The 24,523-nt window shown below is 70.7% G+C and carries 21 protein-coding genes and 2 pseudogenes; 10 read left to right on the forward strand and 13 right to left on the reverse strand.

Annotated elements, in window-relative coordinates; all coding sequences use genetic code 11:
- Positions 1–378: 378 nt before the first annotated feature.
- Positions 379–1,095 (forward strand): NsdA family TPR-like regulatory protein, encoded by a 717-nt coding sequence (locus AF335_RS36805; RefSeq protein WP_483409772.1) that lies wholly within the window; start codon positions 379–381, stop codon positions 1,093–1,095.
- A 136-nt stretch (positions 1,096–1,231) separates the two neighbouring features.
- A complete protein-coding gene (locus AF335_RS17185; RefSeq protein ID WP_146045546.1) occupies positions 1,232–1,735 on the forward strand; it encodes a hypothetical protein in 504 nt (167 codons plus the stop codon).
- Between the two features lie 66 nt (positions 1,736–1,801).
- Here AF335_RS17185 and AF335_RS17190 read toward each other — a convergent pair whose 3' ends face one another.
- From AF335_RS17190 to AF335_RS17200, 3 genes are all read right to left on the reverse strand, one after another.
- Positions 1,802–2,206: a DciA family protein gene (locus tag AF335_RS17190; RefSeq protein ID WP_228773288.1), complete on the reverse strand. Its 405-nt coding sequence runs from the start codon at positions 2,204–2,206 to the stop codon at positions 1,802–1,804.
- Positions 2,207–2,257: 51 nt separating this feature from the next.
- Complete coding sequence (locus tag AF335_RS35680; protein ID WP_228773287.1) at positions 2,258–2,710, reverse strand: hypothetical protein; 453 nt, start codon at positions 2,708–2,710, stop codon at positions 2,258–2,260.
- Positions 2,711–2,939: 229 nt separating this feature from the next.
- A complete protein-coding gene (locus tag AF335_RS17200) occupies positions 2,940–3,194 on the reverse strand; it encodes a hypothetical protein (RefSeq protein ID WP_102919291.1) in 255 nt (84 codons plus the stop codon).
- Between the two features lie 343 nt (positions 3,195–3,537).
- Here AF335_RS17200 and AF335_RS34110 point away from each other — a divergent pair, with 343 nt between their 5' ends.
- The 3 genes from AF335_RS34110 to AF335_RS17215 all read left to right on the forward strand — a co-directional run bounded on the left by AF335_RS34110 (position 3,538) and on the right by AF335_RS17215 (position 6,491).
- The gene (locus tag AF335_RS34110; protein WP_146045547.1) at positions 3,538–3,717 is read left to right on the forward strand and encodes a hypothetical protein; all 180 of its coding nucleotides are present in this window, start codon (positions 3,538–3,540) and stop codon (positions 3,715–3,717) included.
- A 369-nt stretch (positions 3,718–4,086) separates the two neighbouring features.
- The gene (locus AF335_RS17210) at positions 4,087–5,016 is read left to right on the forward strand and encodes an NHL repeat-containing protein (protein WP_102919292.1); all 930 of its coding nucleotides are present in this window, start codon (positions 4,087–4,089) and stop codon (positions 5,014–5,016) included.
- 254 nt (positions 5,017–5,270) lie between these two features.
- Positions 5,271–6,491: a hypothetical protein gene (locus AF335_RS17215; RefSeq protein WP_102919293.1), complete on the forward strand. Its 1,221-nt coding sequence runs from the start codon at positions 5,271–5,273 to the stop codon at positions 6,489–6,491.
- 258 nt (positions 6,492–6,749) lie between these two features.
- Here AF335_RS17215 and AF335_RS17220 read toward each other — a convergent pair whose 3' ends face one another.
- Entirely contained in the window at positions 6,750–7,268 is a 519-nt protein-coding gene (locus AF335_RS17220) for a GNAT family N-acetyltransferase (RefSeq protein ID WP_244927064.1), read from the reverse strand.
- Positions 7,269–8,459: 1,191 nt separating this feature from the next.
- Here AF335_RS17220 and AF335_RS17225 point away from each other — a divergent pair.
- Entirely contained in the window at positions 8,460–8,897 is a 438-nt protein-coding gene (locus tag AF335_RS17225) for a hypothetical protein (RefSeq protein ID WP_146045548.1), read from the forward strand.
- Positions 8,898–9,160: 263 nt separating this feature from the next.
- Here the strand turns inward: AF335_RS17225 and AF335_RS17230 are convergent.
- Positions 9,161–9,403 (reverse strand): annotated as a pseudogene (locus AF335_RS17230) (response regulator transcription factor); the annotation flags it as partial.
- Between the two features lie 55 nt (positions 9,404–9,458).
- Here AF335_RS17230 and AF335_RS17235 point away from each other — a divergent pair.
- Positions 9,459–10,459: pseudogene (locus tag AF335_RS17235) on the forward strand (IS5 family transposase).
- On the opposite strand, the gene AF335_RS17240 reads toward AF335_RS17235, so the two are convergent.
- Complete coding sequence (locus AF335_RS17240; RefSeq protein ID WP_102919296.1) at positions 10,390–10,977, reverse strand: response regulator; 588 nt, start codon at positions 10,975–10,977, stop codon at positions 10,390–10,392. The pseudogene AF335_RS17235 and the gene AF335_RS17240 overlap by 70 nt on opposite strands.
- Positions 10,974–11,813, reverse strand: a complete 840-nt coding sequence (locus AF335_RS17245; RefSeq protein ID WP_244927065.1) for a sensor histidine kinase — start codon at positions 11,811–11,813, stop codon at positions 10,974–10,976. Before AF335_RS17245 ends, AF335_RS17240 begins: the two co-directional genes overlap by 4 nt.
- Before the next feature lie 141 nt (positions 11,814–11,954).
- Between AF335_RS17245 and AF335_RS17250 the strand changes: the two genes are divergently transcribed.
- Together AF335_RS17250 and AF335_RS17255 are read left to right on the forward strand one after the other, a co-directional pair.
- Positions 11,955–12,665, forward strand: a complete 711-nt coding sequence (locus AF335_RS17250; RefSeq protein WP_102919298.1) for an ABC transporter ATP-binding protein — start codon at positions 11,955–11,957, stop codon at positions 12,663–12,665.
- Positions 12,662–14,971 carry an FtsX-like permease family protein gene (locus tag AF335_RS17255; protein WP_102919299.1) on the forward strand — a complete coding sequence of 770 codons (2,310 nt, stop codon included), beginning with the start codon at positions 12,662–12,664 and terminating at the stop codon, positions 14,969–14,971. The genes AF335_RS17250 and AF335_RS17255 overlap by 4 nt, the downstream gene beginning before the upstream one ends.
- A gap of 318 nt (positions 14,972–15,289) precedes the next feature.
- Here AF335_RS17255 and AF335_RS17265 read toward each other — a convergent pair whose 3' ends face one another.
- The 4 genes from AF335_RS17265 to AF335_RS17285 all read right to left on the reverse strand — a co-directional run bounded on the left by AF335_RS17265 (position 15,290) and on the right by AF335_RS17285 (position 20,636).
- Positions 15,290–16,696, reverse strand: coding sequence for a cytochrome P450 (locus tag AF335_RS17265; RefSeq protein ID WP_102919300.1), 1,407 nt, complete (start codon positions 16,694–16,696; stop codon positions 15,290–15,292).
- A 777-nt stretch (positions 16,697–17,473) separates the two neighbouring features.
- A complete protein-coding gene (locus tag AF335_RS17275; protein WP_102919301.1) occupies positions 17,474–17,656 on the reverse strand; it encodes a hypothetical protein in 183 nt (60 codons plus the stop codon).
- Between the two features lie 274 nt (positions 17,657–17,930).
- Positions 17,931–18,209 (reverse strand): hypothetical protein, encoded by a 279-nt coding sequence (locus AF335_RS17280; protein WP_102919302.1) that lies wholly within the window; start codon positions 18,207–18,209, stop codon positions 17,931–17,933.
- A gap of 450 nt (positions 18,210–18,659) precedes the next feature.
- Complete coding sequence (locus AF335_RS17285) at positions 18,660–20,636, reverse strand: AfsR/SARP family transcriptional regulator (protein WP_102919303.1); 1,977 nt, start codon at positions 20,634–20,636, stop codon at positions 18,660–18,662.
- 117 nt (positions 20,637–20,753) lie between these two features.
- Here AF335_RS17285 and AF335_RS17290 point away from each other — a divergent pair, with 117 nt between their 5' ends.
- The gene (locus AF335_RS17290; RefSeq protein ID WP_102919304.1) at positions 20,754–21,632 is read left to right on the forward strand and encodes an alpha/beta fold hydrolase; all 879 of its coding nucleotides are present in this window, start codon (positions 20,754–20,756) and stop codon (positions 21,630–21,632) included.
- Positions 21,633–22,070: 438 nt separating this feature from the next.
- Here the strand turns inward: AF335_RS17290 and AF335_RS17295 are convergent, their stop codons facing one another.
- Together AF335_RS17295 and AF335_RS17300 are read right to left on the reverse strand one after the other, a co-directional pair.
- Positions 22,071–22,532, reverse strand: coding sequence for an ankyrin repeat domain-containing protein (locus tag AF335_RS17295; RefSeq protein WP_102919656.1), 462 nt, complete (start codon positions 22,530–22,532; stop codon positions 22,071–22,073).
- Positions 22,533–23,041: 509 nt separating this feature from the next.
- Positions 23,042–24,193, reverse strand: coding sequence for a cytochrome P450 (locus AF335_RS17300; RefSeq protein WP_102919657.1), 1,152 nt, complete (start codon positions 24,191–24,193; stop codon positions 23,042–23,044).
- Positions 24,194–24,523 lie beyond the last annotated feature (330 nt).

Genomic DNA, 24,523 nt, shown 5'->3' on the forward strand with positions numbered 1-24,523 from the left:
GTCAGCACGACAAGCCCGACCGACAGGAGCGCTGAAGCACGACGAATCACTGCAAGCGGCCTCGGCGCGGCATGTGTGCCGGAGCACGCTCCGGCACACATGCGCGTCTACGCACGTGTCCCTCCCCTCGTAGTGTGGAGATGTCCGCTATGAGGAAGCTCGATGGCAGAGATATGTAAGAGGTACGACGCGGAGTTCCGGGCCGGGGCGGTCCGGACCGTCCGGGAGACCGGAAAGCCGGGCCCGCCGGCGCCGGAATCGCCGGGCACCTGCTGAACTGCCTCTCCCGTCAGGCCAACCACCTCGGACACGCCGAGGACGCCCCCGAACTCGTCCAGGCCGCCCACGTACGGCACCCGCAAACTCCCACCCGGGCGCCTGCGCGCCTTCCTGTGCACCCTGGAGGCCCGCTGCCATGCCGTCCTCGGCCACCTCCCTGAATCCGCCCGGGCCATCGGCACCGCCGCCGACGCCCTGGCCACCGACCGAGGCGAGCCCCTACCAAGCTGGGCCGCCTGGTTCGACAGCGCCGAGTACCAGGTCACCGCCGGCGTATGCGAGTCCATCGCGGCCACCCACGACACCCACCGCGCCACCCGCGCCATCGAACTGACCGAGGCAGGCACCGAGCAACGCCCCGCCGACCGCATCCGCAGCCGCGCCCTCGACCACATCGCGCTCGCCCGCGCCCAGGTCCAAGCCGGACAACTCGAAGCCGCCGACCACACCACGGCTACTGCGCTGGATCTGCTGGGCAGGGTGAACTCCACCCGCGTCACCGACCGCCTGCACGAACTCGACACCGAACTCGCCGCCACCGCGGCCAGGAAATGGGTGCGTCGCGGTACGCCGTGGCGGGGCGCTGGCGGACGCGGGCGTCGGAGGTGTGGATTTGCGGTGACGGTGAGGGTGACACCGCTGGCGATGCGCCAGTCGCTGCCGATGAGGAGGCCGGGGTCGAGGCTGATGGTGTTCCCGGTCTGCCAACGGTCGCCGAGGTGTCCAGATCTCACGCTTGTAGGAACTCGTGGAGAGCAGGAGAGTGAGGGTCGTGATCGCCTCTTCTGGATAACGGCGACGACGCCACGACAGTAGTCTCCGCGGAAAACTTCCCCCCGAAGATCTCGATCACCAAAGGCCCAGGTTGTTTGGGACAGTGAGGAAGGAAGGGATCACTATGGGCAGACGCGCGTTTCGGTCCTGCCGAAGAGCGTTTGCAATACTGCTGGGAATGGCATTGAGTGCCTTCCTGGTCGGCGTAGCGCCCGCCTCGGCTGCCGGCAACGAAGATTTCAAAGCATTCAACATGTGGTTCGACGTCACCAGCCTGTCCAACACCAATGAGTGCATTCCCTCGTGGGTCACGGCACGCTACCGGGACCCGGTGTCCGGCAGCGACACATGGACCAGGCTCGTCCGGACCAACAACAACGGCTGCGAGACCGACCCGGAGCATCTTCAGAAGTTCGGCGACTTCCAGAACACCTGGAGCAAAGTCAACCTGCTGGGCGGGCCGAAGCCGGGACAGCACCTGTATTGGAAAGACCTCACGAGCCTGACGTTGACTGTGATCACTCCGAATACCCCGCCGGGGCGGCAGAAGTGCGTGAGTGTCAACAGATTCGGCATCTGGGCGCAGGACACAAACAACTACTGGCACGAGCTGTTCAATGAGCAGGTCGAGCATATTTTCTGCGACGGGTTCAACGACTTTGAAATGTTCGTCAAGCACTGAAGCGGATAGCCGTGGAGCCCTGAAGGTGGTTGGACGAGACACTTCTGAAGGGCGCTCCTCCGGGGCTCAGGTTCGGGGAACGTGCAGTGACTCGGCTCGCGCATCGCGGCTGTAGCCGTCGCACGCGGTCTCCCTGGTCGCCGGACCGGCGGCTGCGGCTTCCTGTCCGACGGGGGCCGGGTCGGGTGTGGGGACGGAACCGGGCGGCAGGATCCTCAGAGCGCGTACGGTGGTGCGGCCCGCCGCCTTGCCGGCGGCTGCGATGACCCGGGTCTGCTCCAGGCGGGCCTTCGTCACCCAGGCTACTGACTCCGGGCACACGGTGGGCCGGCCGGAGCCCCGGGTCGAAGCCGACGGCGGCGACGAGCTCGGGGCGATGGCCGTCCACCGCTCCCGCAGCGTCGCACCGGCGGCCGGGAGCGCCCAGGCCCGCTCGGTGACCAGCGCGCCGATCGCCGCGCTGAGGCGCATCAGCTCGGGCCCGTCTCAGCACACCATACGGACCGGCCGCTGGCCGCTGCTTCAACTTCGCCTTACGGCCCCGCCGCCGCGGCCCGCAGCGTGACTCGGGCCAGATCGACGCCGGACATCTCGCCGCCGCTCACACCTGCTCCCACGGGGTGTAGCCGAGGTCCAGGTGCCCGAGACCGGATAGGCGCTGCACGGTCGCGACGAGCCCCGGATGGACAGGCGCTGCGCTGACGCCTCGCCATACCGGGCGATGCGGTCGTGGACGATCTGGTGGTCGGCGGCGGCGCGATTGCGCCAGTCCAGGACCTGCTCGCGGGTCAGGTTCTCGAGGAGCAGCTCCTGGCCGTCGTCGCCGTCGGCGGGATCCTTCACCGGAGCGGCGACGACGACGGCCGGGCGGGGCCCCGCCGGGGCAACCGGGACATCGGCGGACGGCTGCGCGACCGCGGCTTCGGCGAGGGCCTGCTCCCACTCGTACGCCTTCACCCAGGCCTTGGCTGTCACGTCCTGGTGCAGCTGCCACCTGTTGGCCGCCCGGGGTCCCGGGCATCGCCGCGTCGACCGCGGCCGCACGGCGCTGGGTACGGCGGTCGGCCTGCTACTCCTCGCACCCGGGGGGCAGTCCTGGTCGGAGCCGAGAAGCACCGGGTCGTCGCACCGCACGTCGCCGCATTACTGACGCTGTGGCAGGCCAGACCGATCAGCCAGCCCACCGGGTCCTGGATCGGCCCGGTCAGCCGCATTTGGTCGGCCAGGCGCCGGGCGAGCCGGCCGGCGAGGACCAGTGGCGCATCCGCGCGGCCGGCGAACCCGACCACCCTGCCCAGCTCGCTTTCGACTCCGAGCGCGGATCCGCGTCGGGGAGACCGCGTCCCTGTTCAAGGTCGGACTCCAGGGAGATGCGGACCTCCTCGACAGCAGCCCGCTCCCACAGGGTCAGCTCAGCGCGGATCTTCTGGGCGGCGTCCGAGTAGAAGGCGTGGGCCACCGGCCACTGGCCTCGGCCAGCTTGCGGCGCAGTTCCTCGGCGACGTCCTCCGTCGCCCGTGTGAGTGCGGCCATGGCCGCAGGGTCGGACCGCATCAGGACGCGGTGACGGTACGCCTGGGTGATCTCGCGGACCCTGGTCAGGTCGTCGAGGTCGGCGGCATCCAGCTCTTCCTCGAAGCGCTGTCGGTCGCCGGTCGACGCACGCTCTCGTACTGACGTCGAAGGCGGTATCCGGATCGTTCGACGAAGGCCACGTCCTTCGTCCCCGGGAATCGGACACCTTCCAGGTCTCCTCGGTCCACTTCCCCTGGGAATCCGGCGCAGCCGCGCTCCGCTACCAGATGGCCGACGCCCCCGTCACCTTCACCGCGACCGGTGGACCGCCAGGCAGCCATGCATCCAGCGGCAAACTGGAGGGACCCGGCTGCGAACACTACGACTGCACCATCGGCAGCAGCTGCCCCGAAAACAGCCTCATCATGCTGGAAACAGCCATGAATCCCCACATGATGGGCATATGAGCAACCCAGCCACCCCCATGCCCGGGCCCGGTGGCGTTTTTCCACCTCACCCACAAGAGGGAATCCACCGGATCCGCTATCTGATGATCCGGCAGCGCCGCTTACATGGACGCGTCACCCAAGAGTCGCGTCTGGCTGGAGAGCAACTTGGACCGCCGCACCTTTCACCGCCGGCTGATGTCCTTGAGCAGCCTCGCGGCAGCCGGGACGCTGTTCGGAACGCCGGGCACCGCGGCCGCAGGCTCGCGGTACCGGAACACGGTCTCTCCACCCGCGGGGGCCTCCTGGCGGACAGTCACGGAGTACGAGCTGCCACCCGCCGATGAAACGCACGAGATCGTCAGAGTCCCGGGGCGCCCGATAGTCCTCGTGTCCCAGATGTCCAACAGCCGGCTGGTGAAGCTCCAGCTGGACTCCCGCACGGAGCAGGTGACGGCCGCCAAGGCGTTCCCCCTGGGATCCTCCGACGCGATGCTGCACGGGCTGACGGTCTCCTCGCGCCACCCCGGGCGGATCTGGGCCACGCACGAAAGCGCCGACCGTCTGCTCCTGGTGGATCCCCGGGCGGACTCCCTGGAAGCCACCCCGTGCATCGAACGGGAGATCGCCGTTCCGGGCGGTGGTCGGGGGCCGCACTACGTCAACGAGTACGGCGACACCCTGTGGGTGACCCTGAAGGGCAGCGACCAGGTCCTGGCCCTGGACCACACGCGTCCCGGCCGCCACCGCCTCTTCGACGCCGAGCCCCACCCCATCTTCGCCGCACAGCACCCGGTCAGTGGGGACTTCTACGTCAGCCAGGACACTGCGAGCTCACTGCTGCGCATCGACCCGCGCACCGGACGCACCTCCCAGATCCCTGTCCCGGTGGAGCAGGGCAGCACCCCGGTCGGCCTGATCGGCGGCCCCGGCGGCATCTGGGTGGTGCTCCTCGGCACCGCGAAGGCGGGGACCGGCACCTTCGGCCGGATCGACGCGGAAGGACGGATCCTCTGGCACCGGCTGAACCACCCGCTGGGCCGGGCGGCGTCGCTGTTGCACCTGGCCTTCGATCCGCCAGGCACCACGCGGGAGCCCGGGCTGTGGCTCCTGGCGTCGACGATCGTCTCCGAACAGGCCCGCGACCTCATCATCCGGGTGCGGTTCGACCCGTCCTGGGCGCGCGTCACCGGGGAGGAGTATGCGGCGCTGCCGACACAGTTGTGCAAGGCGCACCGCCTGCTGCCGCTGGAGAACAGCGTGCTCGCCACCGAACTGACGGGTGCCAGGGTGGCCCAGCTGATCAGCGCCGGGCACTGACAGCCGGGTTCTCGGAAGGTCCGTGCCTCTCGCGGCAGGGACTGCGCGTGCAGGGGCGAAGTGCCGTTCCCACGGTGCACAGTGCGCATGCTGACGCCCCCGTCGGCCGGCCCGGAAGTGGTGCCCCATGCCACGGCCCGACCCGGACGGCCGTCACCTCTCACGGCCGCCGACGTCACGTCCGTACCGAATGTCGGGCTCCGCCCCTACGGTGCCTGGCCATGGACACCACACGAAGAACGATTCTGCGCGGCATGGCGGCAGCACCCCTCGCCGCCGGCGCCGGCGGCCTGCTCGTACCGTCCACGGCACGGGCGGCACCCGGCGACTTCGCCCTGACGATGCGGCTCAGCCCCTCGCAGTATCACCGCGACTGGCACGACGCCGCCGATACCCTGCGCCGCCGTCTGCCCCGCGCCGACCTGGTCGAGGACGTGCTGCGGCGGGCGAAGCGCGCCGGTGGCGTCCTGAAGGGCTGGGGTGACGGACCTGTCAAGGGAGTGGAGCCGACCGGCTTCGACTACGGCTTCGCCTGGGATCCGGACACCAAGGACCCACATCGCAAGCTGGACGGCGAGACCACCCAGTGGTATCCGCAGGGGATCAGCACCAGCGTCGACGGTTACGGCGGCACGGTGGGTGGCAGGAAGGTCGTCGCGGTCAGCTGGTACGGCTACGGGAACTACGAGTACCGGGGCGCCCGGATCAGCTTCATCGACGTGACCGGTGACCCGAAGCAGCCCCGCTACGAGCATGTGCTGCTGGTGGAGCCCAGCCAGTTGCACGGCAACGACACCGCCACCTTCAAGCCAGTGGTCATGCACGCGGGCGGCGTCGCCTGGGTCGGGAACTTCCTCTACGTCGCCAACCTGCCCGGCCTGCTCGCCCCCTTCAAACAGGGCGGGGTGAGCGCCTTCGACCTCACCCGGATGGTCAAGGTACAGGGCGCGGACAAGCGCAAGGCATTCAACTACGACTACATCCTTCCGCTGCACCACCTGTACGAGAACCGGGGCGGCGGCCGGCTGCGGCACTCGCAGCTGTCGTTGGACCGCACGCGCCCCGACGAACCCCACTCCCTGGTCGTCAGCGAATTCCGGGACGACGGCCCCAGGGGCAGGGTCGTGCGCTGGAGCCTGGCCCCGACCGGCTACCTGACCGACGGGCTGTCCGACGAGGACTGGCTGTCCAAGCCCTACGTCCAGGGGGCGGTCGCGGTGGGCGGCGACGCCTACTACGCCGCCAACGTCCGTGGCAAGAAAGGCCCCAAGGACAACGAGGAGGACGGGGAGAACAGGAAACGCACCCCGAAGCCGGGACAGCTGTGGCTGCACAAGGGCCGCAAGGGCAGCCCGAAAAGGCATGGAACGCTCGCCATCGGACCCGAGGACCTCAGCTACGACGCGGGCCGGCTCTGGTGCCTGGCGGAGCATCCGCGTCTCCGGCGCGTGTACCGGATCGATCTCCGCCGCTGACCGCGTACCGCCCGGCCCCGCCCGCCTTCACCGGGATCTCGCTCACGACCCGCAGCGGACAGCCGCATGGCGGCGCACCCGGCCCGGGGGCGCGCGCGGGCGTTCCTTCCCGCGCGCACCCAGGCCCCGCCCGCCGCATCGGTGTGGCCACCGCCGTCCGGTATCGCGGCCGGCCCCGGCCGCACGTCGCAGCGTTGCCGGCCGCCCTGGTCCGGTCGGTGCGACAACCGCGCCCGACCCGTACGGGACAGTACCTGTCTAGGGCTTGTAGATGCAGGCTGCCAGCGGTGCGTGCACCTTCCAGCCCAGGTTCTCGTACAGCGAGCGGCCCTCGGGGGTCGCGCCCAGCACGCCGAGGACCGCGCCCCGCGCGACGGCGTGGTCGGCGAAGGCGCGCATCACGAAGGCGCCCAGGCCACGACGGCGATGGGTGTCGTCGGTCCCGACCTTGTCGACGACCGCCGCCCGGCCGACAACGACCATCTGCCCCCTGGCCGCGGCATCGCCCGCGGCGTCGTGCACCCGGACATGGACGACACCGTCGTGGGTCTCCACGGACACGGAGTAGCCCTCGGGGACCACCGGGTCCGTGGACCGCAGATCCACGGCCATCAGGTACCCCGTCTCGTCCTTGTCCACCGCCCAGCCCTCAGTGAGCCAGTGACCGACGTCCTCGGGCTCCATGGGGACTTTGAGCCAGGTGTGCGGCACGCTCACCGAGTCGGCAGCTGCGCGTACCGCGAACCCGTCCGCATCGGGCAGTACGTGGCGTGCCACTTGGGCGGGGTGGCCCACCTCGAGGTAGAGGCCCCAAGGCCGTTCGACCGGTGAAGGCGTGCCGCGTGACACGGCCCAGCCGGCGACCCAGGTCCTGACCAGTTCCGGAACCATCAACCCTCCGGAAGTAAGTGTCACAGTCCTGCTGCGCAAGTTACGTCAGGGCCTTACGCGCGGCATCTCCTTTTCGTACATCCGCGCGTACGCGTTCGGTAGACCCGTCCGTTGCCGACAACTCCTGCCCTCAGCTGGAGGAACATCAGAGCTCCGTGCTCGAACGGTCCCCCGGTACCTTCCCCTTCACCAAGCCCACTGGTGCCGGTCGAACCGGACACCCGCTTCGCCGAGTCCGCGGCCGGACGGTCGGTTTCCGTGCCCGCGCAGTGGAAGTGCCTCCAGCCTGTGCGCGATCGCTCTTGCCCTGGAGGCGGCTCAGATTCCCGCATCCGCCGTCGACATCAGCGGCCACCACGTCGCCACCGGGTACAGCGTGCGGGATCACGAAGGCGTCGTGCATGTGGAACGGCTCGGACCAGCCGGCAGCCACTCGCGCTACGAGCAGCACGCCGAACTCGGGCGCTGTGCGGGTACCCTCGCGGACCTCGGCCGGCAGACCCTTGAGTACCGCGGCGCGCGCGGGCAGCGTCGGCTCGAGCCGAGGCCCCGGCGTGAACACTACGGGTGGGGTCGGCGAGTTGGCACTGTCCGGGGAGTTTTCGCGGATCCGCCGACCTGAGGCTCGTATGGGACGTTCAAGGTCCCGGGCGCCTGTGCGGGGAGGAAATCAAGCTGGTCCACTTCGGCCTCTGGGAGAGGCCCGAGCGGCGCGATGGTTCTTCTACCCCTTCGGGCCAGGCTGGCCACCCGCAGAGGGAAGGCATGGTCGTCGCACCTGCGCTGATGTGCCCGACCTTGCGGAGGCGCTGACCCGGTGCGGAAGTGTCGGCCAGGTGCGCCCCGAGCCCCATGCCGGGATCGAGGAGCGGTGGCGTGAACCTACGCGTCTGGGGGTCGGCAGTCCACCCCCGTGCTGTGTCAGGTGCGGGTCAGGCTGGCCCCGGCGGCCGGGAGGTTCCAAGGCCGCTCGGTGGCCGGCGCACAGCACCCACCGATCGGGGGTCCTGTGCTCCCCCGCTCGTCCCGGCGGTCGGATGACCCTGCATGCCCGCTCCCGCGCGCACGCTGGAGGGCATGAACAAGGAATTCGCAAAGAAGCTCAGGGACACAGCCATCGCGACCGGAACTCCCCTGCCGGAACGTGAGCACTACGAGGTCACCGTGAGCAACCAGTCGACGCACGCTCTCGTACTGACGTCGAAGGCGGTATCCGGGTCGTTCGACGAAGCCCCGGACGAAGGCCACGTCCTTCATCCCCGGGAATCGGACACCTTCCAGGTCTCCTCGGTCCACTTCCCCTGGGAGTCCGGCGCAGCCGCGCTCCGCTACCAGATGACCGACGCCCCCGTCACCTTCACCGCGACCGGTGGACCGCCGGGCAGCCATGCATCCAGCGGCAAACTGGAAGGACCCGGCTGCGAACACTACGACTGCACCATCGGCAGCAGCTGCCCCGAAAAAAGCCTCATCATGCTGGAAACAGCCATGGATCCCCACATGATGGGCATATGAACAACCCAGCCACCCCCATGCGCCGCGCAATCGCCGGGCCCTCCACGCGCAGCGTGCAGCAGGGGGTCGGGGCGGCACAAGGCCGGAAGACGGTGGTTCCCCCGGGCCGGCCCTGCTCCTGCCACTAGGCGTGCGCGGCCTCGACCTCGTCCCACAGCCGGCGGCTGCCGTACTGGAACACCGTGGACGGGCCCTCCGTCGGCGACCGTGGCCTCGGTGCGGGCGAAGCGGGTTCCCCACGGCACCACAATCCGTAATGCCGGCTATCCGCAGGGGTTGGCGGTGTCAGCGGACTCGCCCGGTGAGACGAGTCCTGTCTCGTAGGCGAGGACGACGGCCTGGGCCCGGTCGCGCAGGGTCAGCTTGGCGAAGATCCGGGCCACATGGGTCTTCACCGTCGCCTCGCTGAGCGTCAGCTCACGAGCCAGTTCGGCATTGGACAGCCCCCGGCCCATGAGCGTCAGGACCTCGCGCTCGCGCGGCGTTAGGGCGTGTATCGGATTGTGATCAGTTTGTTCGATTCGACCTCATGGTGGGTCCTGGTCCGGTAGACCGTCATATGTGACGAGAGCGCAACTGACGGATGTGGAGTGGGAGTTCATCGAGCCCTTCCTGCCGGTAGGCAGGTTCGGGCCTTACCCCGAGCGGTTGCGGCAGCAGTTCGAGGGCGTGATCTGGCGGTTTCGTACGGGTGGGCAGTGGCGGGAGATGCCGTCCGAGTTCGGCGCCTGGCCGACTGTCCACAACCGCTTCCGTCAGTGGAGGGACGCCGGTGTCTTCGAAGCCCTGCTGGAGGCCTCGATCGCACAGGCGGCGAGGCGGGGTGAGGTGGACGTGTCCCTGGTCAGCGTGGACTCCACCACGGTCAGGGCTCACCACGACGCCGCCGGGATGCATCTGGACCCCGGCGTCCTTGCCGCCCTGGAGAAAGCCTCAGCCGAAGAGGGGAAGGCCCGGCAAAAGGGGGTGGCCCGGAAGAACAAGACGGACACGGTGGAGATGGCCTCGAGCGGGAGGCACGACGCCGCATCCGGCGCCGTCACCAGGTCCGTTTGAAAGCCGCCCTGCTCGGACGTTCCAGAGGCGGCCAGACCAGCAAGATCCACCTCGCCAGCGATCGAAAGTGCCGCCCGCTGGCCATCGTGCTGACCGCGGGACAGGCCGCCGACAGCCCGCAGTTCATCCCCGTGCTGAAGAAGGTACGCATCCGGCAGAGCATCGGCCGCCCTCGCACCCGGCCTGACGCGGTCGCCGCGGACAAGGCCTACTCCTCCCGCGGCAACCGCGCTCATCTGCGGAAACGACGCATCAAAGCAGTCATCCCAGAGAAGAAGGACCAGGCCGCCAACCGGAAGAAGAAAGGCAGCACCGGCGGCCGGCCCGTCAGCTTCGACCCCGATCTCTACAAAGAACGCAACACCGTCGAGCGTCTGATCAACAAAATGAAGGCCTGGCGAGGCATCGCCACTCGATACGACCAAACCCCGGCAAGCTACCTCGCCGGCCTCCACCTCCGTGCCGCGATGATCTGGATCAAAGACCTCACCCGCAGCACCTCTTGATCACAACCCAATACGTTCCCTAGTGCGGCCAGGTCGCGGTGGACGGCCGGGGCCGCGGGAGCCGGACCGGCCGCCGGAGCGGCGGAGGCGAAGCGCTCCACAAGGCGGCGGGTGATCGAGGGTGCGAGCAGCGCGTCACCGGTGCCGACCAGGCGCACGGCAGCGGCCAGATGCGCGGGGGTGACGTCCTTGAGCAGGAAGCCGCTGGCGCCGGCGGCGAGGGCGGCGTAGACGTACTGATCGAGGTCGAAGGTGGTCAGCATGATCACCCGGCAGTCCGGGTCCTGCGCGAGGATGCGCCGGGCGGCCTCCAGGCCGTCCATGACGGGCATCCGGATGTCCATCAGGACGACGTCGGGCCGCAGCCTGCGCACGGCGGCCACCGTCTCGGCCCCGTCACCGGCCTCGCCCACCACGTCGATGCCGCGCGCGGTCAGGATCATGCGGAAGCCGGTGCGCACCAGCTCCTGGTCGTCGGCGATCACGACGCGTGGGGCGGGCCCGGTGTGCGTCGTCATGGCCGGTCCAGCGGGATCCGGGCGCGGACGCGGTAGCCGCCGCCAAGGCGACGGCGGGCGTCCAGGTCGCCGCCGTAGACGGCGACCCGCTCCCGCAGGCCGAGCAGCCCGCGTCCCGCTCCGTCCGCCTGGCCCCGGCCCGGCTCCTTCTGTGCGGGCGCGCCGCCCGACAGGACGCTCGGTCCGCTGTTCAGCACCTCGACGCGCAGGTAGTGGTCCGTGTACCGCACCGTCACCTCGGCCTTCGCCTCGTCCCCGTGTTTGAGTGCATTGGTCAGGCCCTCCTGGATGATCCGGTAGGCGGTGACGTCGATCCCGGTCGGCAGCGGGCGCGGCTCACCCGAGATTCGTATCTCAACGGGCAGGCCGGCGAAGGCGATCCGGTCGATCAGCGGGCCGAGCCGGCTCAGGCTCGGCTGCGGCGACAGGTCCACGCCGTACGGCTCGTCCTCGCCGTTCTGCGCGGGCGCGAGCAGGCCGAGCAGGTGGCGCAGCTCGGTCATCGTGTTGCGCCCGGCGGTCTCGACGGCGCTCATCGCCGCCGCCGCTTCCTCGGGCATGGTGGCCAGCACCTCGCGGGCGGCCCCGGCCTGGATCACCATGACGCTCACGTTGTGGCTGACGATGTCGTGGAGCTCGGCTGCGATCCTGGCCCGCTCGGCGTCCACCGCGGTCCGCGTCGCGCTCTCCCGTTCCCGCTCGAGGAGCCAGCCCCGCTCCTCGATGGCCGCCCGGTGCCGCCGCCGCGCCCGCGCCGCCGCCGCACACAGCCACCCGGCGGCGCCGACTGCCGCCATCAGGGCGATGACCAGCCACATCGTCCAGGATTCCCCCACCGGATCATCTTCGCAGGTGCCCCGGCGTGCCGCGCATCGCCCCCCCCCCGATGCAGCGCCGTACATCTCCGGGATGACCTCCCCGGACGGATACATCCGGGGGGTGACGCCCGGTCATCGGTCCCGGCCTAGGTTCGAGCCATGACAACTGATCATGACGGTGCCCGGCAAGTAGTGGTGCGGCTGGACGGCGTGCACAAGGAGTACGGCGACGCGAAGGCCCTGGACGGCCTTTCGCTGGAGATCCGGGCGGGCGACGCGGTCGCCGTGATGGGCCCCTCCGGCTGCGGCAAGTCCACCCTGCTCAACATGGTGGCCGGCCTGGACCGGCCGACGTCGGGCACGGTCGAGGTGCAAGGTCACGACCTCGGGAAGCTGAACGAGACCGGCCTGGCGCTGTTCCGGCGGCGGAACGTCGGCATGATCTTCCAGTTCTTCAACCTCATCGACGACCTGCCCGTCCTGGACAACGTGGCGCTGGCCGCCCAGCTGACCGGCACCCCGGCCCGCCTGGCGCGCCGCCGTGCCCTGGAGCTCCTGGACGAACTCGGTGTCGCCGAGCGCCGGAACAACTATCCGGCGACACTGAGCGGCGGCGAGCGCCAACGCGTCGCCGTGGCACGGGCGTTGATGAACCGCCCGGCCCTGCTGCTGGCCGACGAGCCGACCGGCGCCCTCGACAGCCGGTCGGGCGAGCAGGTGATGGACCTGCTGATCGACCTCAACCAGATCGGCCAGACCCTGCTGATCGTCACCCACGACCCGCAGCTGGCCACCCGCTGTGCCAGCCGCCTGGTCGAAGTCGCCGACGGCCGGGTCGCCCGCGAGAGCGCGCTGGAGGCGACCGCGTGAGCGCCGTGTGGAGGGCCTCGCGCGCGGCCGTGAAGCGCCGCCGGCTCCAGACCTTCGTCATCGGACTCGTCGTGCTCTGCTCCACCACGACCGTCCTGCTCGCACTGGCTCTGCTGACCGCCGCCTCGAGCCCCTTCGACAAGGCATACGCCGCGCAGCGCGGCGCCCACACGGTGGCGGGCTTCGACACCACGAAGGTCTCGCCGGAGCAGCTGGCGCGGACCGCCCGGCAGCCCGGGGTGGAGGCCGCGGCCGGACCGTTCGGCCAGGCCGTCGTCGACATCCCCAAGGACTGGCTCTGGATGGCGGGCGGCACCCTCAGCGTGGTGGGCCGGGCCGACCCGGCGGGCCCCGTGGACCGGATCGACCTGCTTGAGGGCCACTGGGCCACCGCACCCGGCGAGATAGTCGTCAACTGGTCCGCCCAGGGCTCCCCCGGCACCGCACTCCTCGGCACCGAGCTGGAGACCCCCGGCGGGGGGACGCTGACCGTCGTCGGATTCGCCACCAGCATGAGCAAGTCGGCGAGCGCCTGGGTCTCGCCCGAGCAGATGGCCGCACTGCACCCGACCTCCGCCCAGATGCTCTACCGCTTCACGGACTCCGCCACGGAGGCCGAACTGAGCGCCGGGCTGGCCCGGGCCACCGCGGGACTGCCCAAGGACTCGCTGACCGGCACACAGACCTACCTCACCCTCAAGCATGCCTTCTCCGCGATGGCCGACTCCTACCTCCCGTTCATGACGCTCTTCGGCGTCCTCGGCCTGCTGGTCTCCGCCCTGATCGTCGGCAACGTGGTCAGCGGCGCGGTCGTCTCCGGCTACCGGCACATCGGGGTCCTCAAAGCCCTGGGCTTCACCCCGAACCAGGTCGTCGCCGTCTACCTGACGATGCTCTCCGTACCGGCCGCGGCGGGCTGCGTGCTCGGCACGCTGGCCGGCAACGCGCTGGCCGGGCCGATCCTGAAGGTCGCGTTCACCGGCATCGACGTGGGCCGGGCCTCGGTCGGCGAGATCAGCCCGTGGGTGTCGGTGGCCTGCCTCGTGGGCATGCCCGCCCTCGTCCTGCTCGCCGCGCTGGTGCCCGCCCTGCGCGCCCACCGGCTGCCCGCCGCACGGGCCATCAGCGCGGGCGGCGCGCCGCGGACCGGGCGCGGACTGCGCGTCCAGCGGATGCTCGGCGCCACCCGGCTGCCGCGCCCGGTCAGCCTGGGCCTGGGCCAGCCCTTCGCCCGCCCCGCCCGCACCCTGCTGACCCTGGCGGCCATCGTCCTCGGCGTCACCACGGTGACCCTGTCGACCGGGCTGACCAGCACTCTGCTGGCGTACGGCGAGGTCGGGAAGGAGGACGGCGGCGCCCGCATCCACGTGACGACCGGGGGGTCGGGCCCCGACCGGACACCGCCGCGCCTCGGTGACGTGCAGATCGAGGAACGGCTGCGCTCCCTGCCGGGCGCCAAGGGGGTACGGGCCCGCGCACTGTCCCAGGCGAACATGACCGGGCAGACCCAGCCCGTCTTCGCCGACTTCTACCGCGGCGACGACTCCGTGTACGACCACACCATTGTCAAGGGCCGGGCGCCGGCCGCGGCGGGCGAGATCGCGGCCGGGCCGGCGTTCCTGACCCAGCGCGGGCTGAAGCTCGGCGACCGGGTCACGCTGGAGCTGAACGGCCGGAAGATCACCGCGACCGTCGTGGGCCAGGTCATCGAGGGAAACGCCCGTGCGCTGGAGGCCAGTTGGGAGAGTTATGCCCGGCTCGCACCGGACGCCCATGCCACCGAGTACACGGTGCGGCTCGCCCCCGGCGCCGACGCGCGCGCCTACGCCGACGCGGTCGCGGCACTCGACCCGGCCCTGCACGCGTCGGTGATGGACTCCGGCAACGCCGGCACCGCCACCGTCATCACCTTCGCCACGGTGTTCACGGTGCTGCTGACCCTCGTCGCCTCGCTCGGCGTCTTCAACACCGTGCTCCTCAACACCCGTGAGCGGCGCCGGGACCTGGGCATGCTCAAGTCGATCGGCATGACGCCCCGGCAGGTGGTGGTGATGACGGTGACCTCGGTCGCCGGGCTCGGCGCGGTCGGCGGGCTGCTCGGCATCCCGCTCGGAATCGCGGCCCACCGCCTCGTCGTGGACCATGTCGGAGTGATCGACTTCCCGGAGTACATGAAGGACGTGTGGCATGCCCCGCAGCTGGCCGCCATGCTCCTGGCGGGTGTGACGATCGCGGTCCTCGGCGCCCTGGTCCCGGCCCGGTCGGCGGCCCGCATGACCATCGCCGCGGTGCTGCACACCGAGTAGATCATCCGTCAGCACCAGTCTCTGGAACCGGCCCAAGGCAGCCGACGGCGTCAGCCGTCGGCCGGCCGGCTCCACGGGTACGCCCGTGTACTGCTGACCGTCGCGGGCAACGACACCGCCGAGGGCCACCTGTCGGGCGGCCCGGTCTCCTTCAGGTCCGCGCGGAACCACGCCGCCCCCGTCTTCGGCAACCCCGCCCACGGGGCCGCCCGGCTCCTGGCTCACGTCCAGCACGACAAACGAGCCGACCACTACCACGCCATGGTCACCATCGCCTGCCTGCTGTTACGGCTCACACCATGACTTTGCGGACACGCCCTAGTGGTGGGGGCTGGGGGTGCGGGGGGCCAGGTGCAGTAGGAGGTGGCGAGGGCGGTGGACGGCGGACAGGGGCTGGGGGCGGATGTCGGTACCTGGGGCGCATTCCACCCGCCATCGCTGAGTGAGGGTGGCCAGGGTCAGGGTGGTCTGGGCGAGTGCGTAGGTGTCGCCCAGGCAGCGGCGGGCGCCCGCGCCGAAACCGGTGAACTCGCCCCGGGGCGGCACTCCGGGGCGCTCACCCGCGAAACGGTCGGGAAGGAAGTCGGCGGGGCGGGGATAGAGGGCCGGATCGTGGTGAAGGGCGGGCGGGCTGATGACGAGGGTGGTGCCCAGGGGCAGGTAGCGGCCGGCGAGGTTCAGCGGGCGGGTCGTGACGCGGGTGAACAGCCATGCCGGCGGGTACAGGCGCAGGGTCTCGCAGATCATCTGGCTGGTACGGGGCAGATGAGGCAGGTCCCGGTAAGCGGGCGGGCGGCCGGCCAGCACCTGGTCGATCTCGTCGTGAAGACCGCGCGCGACACGGGGATTACAGGTCAGGGCGTACAGGGCCCAGGTCAGAGCGGCGGCGACAGTCTCAGCGCCACCCAGGAGCATGGTGATGACCTGGTCATGGAGCTCACCGTCACTCAGTGCGGAGCCCTCCTCCCTGGCCGCGACCAACGCCGACAGAAGATCCCCGCGGTCCTCGCGCTCGCCCTGGCAGGGGCCTTGGTGAGCGGCAGTGGTGTACTGCCGCTCACCAGCGCTGAGGTAGCCGGTGATGAGCTGGTCCACACAGCCGTGGAGACCGGCCAGAGCATGGGCGTAACGGCGGTTGGCGGGCAAGGGCAGACGCTGGAGGGCGGCGGGGACGAAGATACGGCGGAAGAGACCGGCGAGAGCGGTCTCGAAGAAACGCTGCAGCCGCGCCACCTCGTCCTCGCCGACACAGGAGGAGAAGAGCGTACGGGTCACCGTGCGCAGGGCGAGACCGAACATCGCGGGAAAGGCGTCGACGGTCTCCCCCGGCCGCCACTCGGCCGCCAGGCGCAGAGCCTCATCCACCATGACACCGGCGTAGTCCTCGATACGGGCACGCTGGAAAGCAGGCTGCACAAGACGCCGCTGACGACGGTGATCACCATACGGGCAACTGCCCAGCCCATTACCGACAAGATCACGCAATCGGGCGAACAACGGCCCACCCTTGTCAAAAGTACGGTCGTCAGACAGGACGCGACGCAGGAGCTGAGGATGGCAGGGGACGTGGGCACGGACGCGTCCGAGACGGATCTCGACGAGATCACCGTACTGCGGGAGGGAGCTGAGGAAGGGCAGAGGACGGTGGAGCAGGGGCCAGGCATGACCAACGAGGGGCAGGGCTCCGGGAGCGTGCGCGGCGACGTATACGGGTCTTCCAGACATAGACGGTCCCTCAAGCCAAGGGGGGTGAACTACCGGCAGTGGGACGAACGAACACGCAGGAACACGCAGAGCGGCACGAAACAGACGAGAACACAGAGAACGGGTGGGAACGCAGAGAGCGCGCGGCTAGGTTTTCCGCTATTCCGGACGACCAAACTCAGGATCCTCCCGATTTCTCCCACTCGTTACCTCCACCCGGCCACGGAACACACTCCGCTCACCCACAGCAACTCCCCTACTGTGGACGGGCTTTCGCAGGCGCACGCCGAACACTCCACGCGCCCCCCGGAAGGGGCAGCAAGCCAAAAGGCCAGAGACCAGGGCAGGAGCAGGGACAGAGACCAAGGCGGAGGCCAGGGGCACGAAGGGCGACGGCAGGGGAGAGTGCCCGGCTCCCGCCAGGGGGAGAAGTCAGCGTCCTGCTGGTAGCCGGTGCGGCGAACCCTCGATCCTCGGAAGGCAGGGAGCAGCGCGTAGACGACGCGCTTAGCGCTCCGGCGTTGTCCACCGTCGCGGCGTAGCCCTCGATCGTGTTCGACCCGGCGATCGCCCGCGCGTCATTCCGCCGCAGCTGACCGGACCAGCGCGGCCGCACCCGCAGCTGGTGCCGAAGACGTACCCGTATCTCCTCGATCTCCGTGAGGGTCCGGTGGTCATCGGCCTCCAGCGCCGGCGTCTTGTACAGCATGGCCCGATGACGTCATGACTGGAACGCCATGCCAAAACGCCGGGGTCGGCTACGGGCCCTTGTGTCAGCGCCCCTATGTGGGGCAGAGGTCAGGGTTCGTCGTTCGTGGCGCGTTCGCCTTCGGCCTGGGAGGGCGTGGTGCGGGTGGTGTCGGGGTGGTGGTGTTCCCTGGCCTGGGACTCGTCCTCGTCTTCCGGCAGGCGTTCGCCTTCGGCCTGTGACGGAGTGGTGTACTCGCTGATGACGCCTCCTCGCGGTCGGTGCGTGTGCACGCGTTTCGGAGCGTAGCGCCTCCGGGCGGGGACACCGGGGAGCGTGAGGGTGGTGTGGTCCGTTCAGGGGCATACGGGGTGGGTGCCGGGCACGCCGGTGGGGATGGCGGGCGTGTCCGTCCGGCCGGGCCGGTCTGCCGCACCGGGCGGGCAGGGCCCCGCGGGGGTGCGAGGCGGCGTGCGGCGGGCCGGGGCCGGGACGCCCGTACGCCCCCGCGTGGGGTGCGTGACGGGTTCCCAGGCCCGGCCGGGCGGGTGACCTGCCCTGCCGCTGTCAGCGGTAGGTGTACAGCCACCACTTGTGGTGTTCGTCCTTGCAGGAGAAGTAGTGCCAGCGGCCGTGGTCCTGGCCGTACTTCCCCGCCTTGTAGCAGGACTTGTAGGAGGAGTACGGGCCGTACTTGCCGGATGGGCGCTCCTGGAGCACCGTGGCGCTCGTGCTCGCGATGCCCTGCTGCGGGGCGGCGACGGCCGCTCCCGCCGCGCCGCCAAGCAGCATGCCTGCCGCGGCCAGGGCGATCGCGGGTCCGGTCCGCAGGGTTCGTGCGTTCATGAGGGGTGTTCCTCTCGTGTGCCGGGCTCCCGGCCCCGCCGGTGTGCGGGGCGCCGGTAGTGGAGCGCCGGATCCCTACCGTAGGAGGGCCCGTGTCCCGGGCGCATGGGAGCGCGGCCCCATCGAGGTCCTGCTGGTGACGCGGACGGAGTAGGGCGTGTCGGGGCGGGGCGGGGCGGGTGTAGAGTCCGTGGCTTCGTGCGCACCGAGACCTGCGGAAACGTTGGGATCCGGGCTTGACGCGCACTGAACGCGTCTGCTGGGAATGCGCATTCTGCTTCATGTCGCCCTGTGCGGTGGTCGCGGTGTGTTGTCGTCGCAGAGGGCAAGGAGTCAGGACACGCACGGCGCCTCGGTGGTCGAGTCCGGCCTGGCCTGCGACGTTCGGCCGACGACGCCGCGCGTGGCGAACTCGGCGTCATGGGTCCCGGACGAATGGGTGCGATCTGCTCACCGAGGATGCTGGAGGGCGGTAGCGAGGTCGTCGAGGTGCTTCGCGACCGGGCCCAGGGTGAGCAGGCCGCTGCCTGCCCCGGCCAGCTCCGCCGTTGCGGGGGCGAGCTCCGTGAAGGCGCGCTCCATCGTCTTCCGGTCGCCGACGGCGATCGCGGCTCGTGCGGCAAGGCACCATAGGGCTTCGAACATCAGGTCGCGGGGCGGTTCCGGGAGCCGGCGCAGGGCTGCCGTGACCTCACCGCCGCGGTCTTGGGCCAGCAGCACCAGGGGGCGGGTCCAAGGCTCATAGGGTCCCCAGTCGGTGCGTTCGTCGGCCTGGGCGGGCTGTGCGTGCCGCAGGCGCAGGGACAGCAGGGCGAGCGGCAACAGCCCGCGTTCCAGTCCGGGCATGCCGGCTCCGTTCAGTTGCTCTGCGGCGTCCTGGTAGGCCGCCTCCGCCTCTGCAACCGATGTCCCGCCGCTCTCGGCGAGCCGCAGCGCCCGATACCAATGGGTGAACACGCCGACCAGCGGCAACTCGTGACGCTCGGCCAGGCGGTCTGCGCAGGCCGCGTGTCCGTCGGCTGTGGCGAAGTCCGCGAGCGCGCTTCGGGCCTGGAGTCGGATGAGGTGTCCGAGCACTTCGTAGGCGGCCATGCCGTGTCGGGCGGACAGGTCGACGAGCTCGGCGCCGATCTCGTCCCGGCGCGGGGCCAGACCCGCGCGGTGGAAGGTCTGCATGAACACGCCGTTAAGGGCGAACGCCAGTAGCGCGGGGTCGTCCAGGCGGCGGGCGATCTGCTCTGCCTGCCGGGCGGCATGGGGCCCGAGTGCTGAGCGGGTGCCGCGTGACTCCAGGGCGATCGTGGCCAGGAGGCGGGCTCGCGCCGTCGGGTGCGCACCCGGCCGGAGGGCGCCCAGGGTGCGCTCGGCCGCCGCCACGACACACGCGGCCTGCTGCGGGTCGTCGGCCCGGGTCCAGATCGCCGGGACGTCGTAGGCGCCGATCACGCGGGCGGTGAGTTCCGCGTCGCCCAGCTCCTCCGCCGCCGTGATGGCCGCCAAGCGGTGCTGACGGGCGGCCTGAAGGCCCCCGCCCCCGGTCACCGCGAGATCGCGCAGCAGGCCCACCGTCGACTCCAGTCGCGCCCGGGCGCCGGATGCCACGGTGCGGTCGTAGGCGGCGGCCGCCTGCGCCCACACCCGCCCCGCCGAACCCATTGACCCGGACGCGGCCTCGAGGTGGCCGGCCTGGTCGAGGATGTCCGCCTCCAGGCGGCGCAGACCCGGGCCCGGATCCACCCCCAGTTGCTCGATGAGGAGCGTGCGCGCCCGGCGCAGCACCGCGAGCTCGTCGCCCTGGCGGCCGGTGCGGTACAGCGCGAGGGCCAGCAGTCGCCAGGCGTCCTCACGCCAGGGGTGCTCCGCCACGTGCGCGTCCAGGTCCGGCACTGCCTCGGCGGCAAGTCCCAGGGCCAGCCGGGCCTCGGCCCCGCGCTCGACGGCGTGCAGCCGCAGTTCGCCCAGGCGGGAGCGCTCCCCACGGGCCCAGATCTCCTCGGTGAAGTCGGCGTAGGCAGGCCCGCGCCACCATCCCAGCGCCTCCTCCAGCCGTGCGAGCGCAGGCTGGGGTGGCAGCGTCGCGGCGGCGGCCACCGCCTGCTCGAAACGCCAGGCGTCCACCGCGTCCGGCTCCGCGTGCAGCGCGTACCCCGGGCCCTCGGTGACCAGCAGCCTGGCCGGAGCACGGGGTGGGCGCTGCGGTTCCAGAGCGCGGCGCAGCGCAGCCACGAAGGTACGCACCGCGCCCACCGCATCAGCGGGCGGGTCCTCCCACAGGTCCTCGACCAGGCGCGTGACCGGGACGACGCGGCGGCGGGAGACGATCAGCCGGGCCAGCACGGCGCGGTGCCGCGGCCCTTTCAAGGCGATCGCGCCTCCGGCACCGTCCCAGGCCACCACCGGCCCCAGCACCCCGAACGCGACCTGCATCTTCGACCACTCCTTTCCGGGCATCGCCCCTGGTTACCGTAACGCGCTCACTCGATGCTCATCCGCGCCCGGCAGGCTGTGAGGCACCTGGTCACCTATAGGAGGAAGGGCGAAACCATGACGCCTGCCACCGCCGGCTTCACCTACCAACGCGTCCCCGTCGCGGACGGTGTATCCCTCAATGCGGCCGTCTCCGGCTCGGGCAGTCCGATCGTGCTGCTGCACGGCTTCCCGCAGACCCACCTGATGTGGCGGCATGTCGCCGCCGACCTCGCGGCCGACCACACCGTGATCTGCCCCGACCTGCGCGGCTACGGCGCGAGCGACAAACCCGTCGAGACCGATGGCAACGTCTACGCCAAGCGCACCATGGCCGCGGACATCGTCGCCCTGGCCCGCGCGCTGGGGCATGAGCGCTTCGCGCTGGCCGGACACGACCGCGGCGCCCTGGTCGCCTTCCGCGCCGGGCTCGACCACCCCGAGACGATCACTCACCTGGCCTGCCTCGATGTGCTCCCGACGGTAGACATGTGGGAGGTGATGCGCGGTGTCACTGCCGCCGTCGGCTTCCACCTCTACCTGATGGCCCAGCCCCCGGGCCTGCCCGAGCAGATGATCTCCGCCGGCCCGGACGCCTTCTTCGGCCACTTCCTCGACATCTGGACCAACGACCCGCAGGCGATTCCCGCCGACGTCCGCGCCGCCTACCTGGACGCCTGCCGAGACGCGGTGCCCTCGATCGTGGCCGACTACCGCGCCTCTGCCGGCACCGACGTCGCCCACGACCAGGCCGACCAGGACGCCGGCAACCGTCTACGGATGCCGGTCACCGTGCTCCAACAGGACTGGGGCGCCGCCCTCGGCTTCGACGCGGCAGCACTGTGGAGCGCCTGGGCACCGGATCTGCGGCACACTACCGTCGCCTGCGGCCACTTCATGGCTGAAGAAGCCCCCGCCGACATCGCCAAGGCACTTCGAGACCTCCTCTCCCGCTGAAGCCCGAGGCCGGGAGCGGCGCCAGGCGGGGCAGCGTTGGCGCCAGGTCCGGCGCCAACGCTGCCCCGCCTGCCCGGGAAAGGGTCCGCTACGCCACCAGATCGAGATTGACACCGACGGCTACGGACCGTGACTATTGCGCACCGAACCCCGGATTTGCGCATTCAGTGCGCATCCTCGGCCGACATTGGGCATCGACTCTCGGAACCTACACGGGGCGGGGGGATCGTCTCGGGGTGCTCGTTGTGCGCCAAGAGCAAAGTTGCTATGGATGTCATATTTAGCGTGTGGGCGCCGCACCGGCAGGGCTCCGGGAGTCCAAGAGGCGCGAGACCCGGCGGCTGGTCTCCGACCACGCCGCCCGCCTGCACCACCTGCACCACCTGCACGAGGAAGCCCTCCCCGCGCCTTCGGCCTGCTCGATCCCTCCCTGGGCGACTACGCGCTCGCGTGGGGCGCGGCGACGGCCGGGGCGGGCACGCGGTCCGTGGCCGCTCCCGCCTCGGCGAGGAGGGCGGCCGTGGCGGGATGCGGGCCGGTGAGCGCCCATTCCAGGGGCGAGCGGCCCGTGCCGTGGTCCTCCCGCAGGCCGGGATCGGCACCGTACGCCAGCAGTTCCCGCACCGCCTCGGTGTGCCCCCAGCAGGCGGCCCCGCACAGCGGCGTGCCCTGCGAACCGTGCCCGCTCTCGGTGTCGGGGCGGGCCCCGGCCGCCAGGAGCAGCCGGACGACGCCGGCCTCCCCGTTCACCGACGCCTCGTACAGTGGGGTGGTGCCCTCGCTGTCCGCCCGCTCGGGGTCGGCGCCGGCCCGCAGCAGCGCCTTCACACGGGCGGTGTCACCCAGCAGGGCCGCCACGGTGAGCTGTCGGGAGAGCTTCTTGCGCCGCCTGTTGTTCATGAGCGCCGAGGCTAGCGGCCGGGGTGAGGGCGGGCCGGCGGGATTGCCCGGGGCCAACCGACAAAATTCGCTGACGTGCGGCTGTTCATGGGTTCCCCGGGAGATGTTCCCGCTCAGGTGGAGATCGTTTCCCAGGGTGCTCGCGAGCGGTGCGGTACCACGTCCGTCCGGCGCGGGCAGGGCGGCGCGGCTCCGGCTGGTCGGGCCGTCCGGGAGCCGGCGGGGGCGCGCGACGGGTCTGAAGACCGTGTGTGACGGCCGCGAGTACGCCGTGTGCGATCGGCGCTCCCGCGAGGCGCGCGACGTGCGTTCGGCAGTTCGCGCCGCGCGGGCAGGTGGGGCACTTTGCCCCTCCTGCCAAGATTCTTAACGGCAGTCCTCGTTCACCGCAGGGGAAGGCCCGGACACCGGAGGCGTCCGGGCCTGTGGTGCCCTGCTCATCAGTACCAGTACCACCGTCGGGCTGGCTTGTTGGTGAAGATGCGTCGCATCGTCGCGGCCATGGCTCATCACCTCCTTCTCATGTCGTGTGCGGGCGGGTGGTCCGGGGTGCGGTGGAGAATGAACGGTCGCGGGACATTGCCCTCCGACATGGCGGCGCGTGTATCACCGCCGGTGACAGCCAGGCAGGCGTGGTCGGTGAGTGCGGCCAGCGAATCGGTGAGCAGCGTGTGTGCCACCGCCGCGCCGGCGCAGCTGAAAGGCCCCGTTCCGAAGGGGATGTAGGGGCCGTGCCCACTGTCGCCGGCCCAGCGTTCGGGCTGGAAGGCGTCAGGGGAATCCCAGTGGCGTTCGTCATGGTGCAGCAGGTACGGGCAGACGGAGAGCAGCTCACCGGGCGGGAAGACGATGCCGCCGAGTTCCACGGCGCGCGGGAGGGTGCGCCCGAGCATCCAGGGCACCGGGCGGTGCCTCAGCGCCTCGCGCACGACGTGATCGGTCGGCCAGGGCCACGGTGCGGCCCTGGTGTGGTGCAGGCAGGCCAGCAGCACCGACCATGCCAGCGAGGCGCTGACGGGGGCCATGATCGCCCGGAACATCATCAGGTGCAGGTCGGCCACTGTCCGGCCGGGCATCTCCGCTTCCGGGCACACCGTGAGCACCGCGTCCAGCATGTCCCGCGGTTCACCGGCAGGCTGCCGGCGGCGGCGGTGTGCCTCCTCGGTCACGGCGGTCACCAGCCTGGCCCGCACCAGCTCCGCCCGGGCCCGCTGCCACACATGCGGCGAGCGCACCGCCACGCCCTCGTGGGCGGCCTGCCGCATCAGCTCACGGCTGCCGCCCGGTGTGCCGGGGCGCAGCAGCACGTCCGCCAGGCAGTGGTAGACCACCCGCGTGCCGGCGTCCGGCCACCGGCTGGCCGTCGGCAGAGCGGCCACCGCCTCGGGCAACGCGGCACGGTAGCGCGGCACGCCGTCTCGCAGAAGGCTGCGCACCGCGCGGCCCAGCTCCGCCTGCGCACCGCGGGCGGGCAGCAGCTCGCCGAAGAAGACCGACCCGTCCGTGTGGTACTCCGGATCCCGCAGCAGTGTCTGCGCCAGCTCGGTATCGCGGACACACCAGCCACCCCAGGGAAGCCGCATCACCCCCGCCGTGCTGCCGCGGCTCAGCTCCTCGACGTAGGCGAGGGGGTCCCGCCGCAAGCGGATCCTGTACCCCATCATTCCGCCACCTCCGGTGACCCTTCACACACAACCCACCCGCACCGCCTGCGCATCGCTCCCACTTCACCGCCGAAGGCTTCCGCACAGCCGCTGAGCCAAGTCCGGTGATCCTCATAAGGCATGACGACGGTCCCTTGCAGCAGAAGCGAGGCTCGCCTGATTCCTTGAACCAGATTGGGGTGGAATCACCCAAGCCAAGGGGATCAGGGCCGGGAGCTTTCGGCTCGTCGCTTTCGGAGATAGGCGATGTGGCCGGCCTGTGCCTGCTGGAGCTCCTGCCGGCGGGCCGCCCGGATGATGTCGCGGCCATCGTGATCGTGCCAGCCG

It is taken from the genome of Streptomyces eurocidicus (assembly GCF_002891295.1).
Taxonomy (GTDB): Bacteria; Actinomycetota; Actinomycetes; order Streptomycetales; family Streptomycetaceae; genus Streptomyces; species Streptomyces eurocidicus.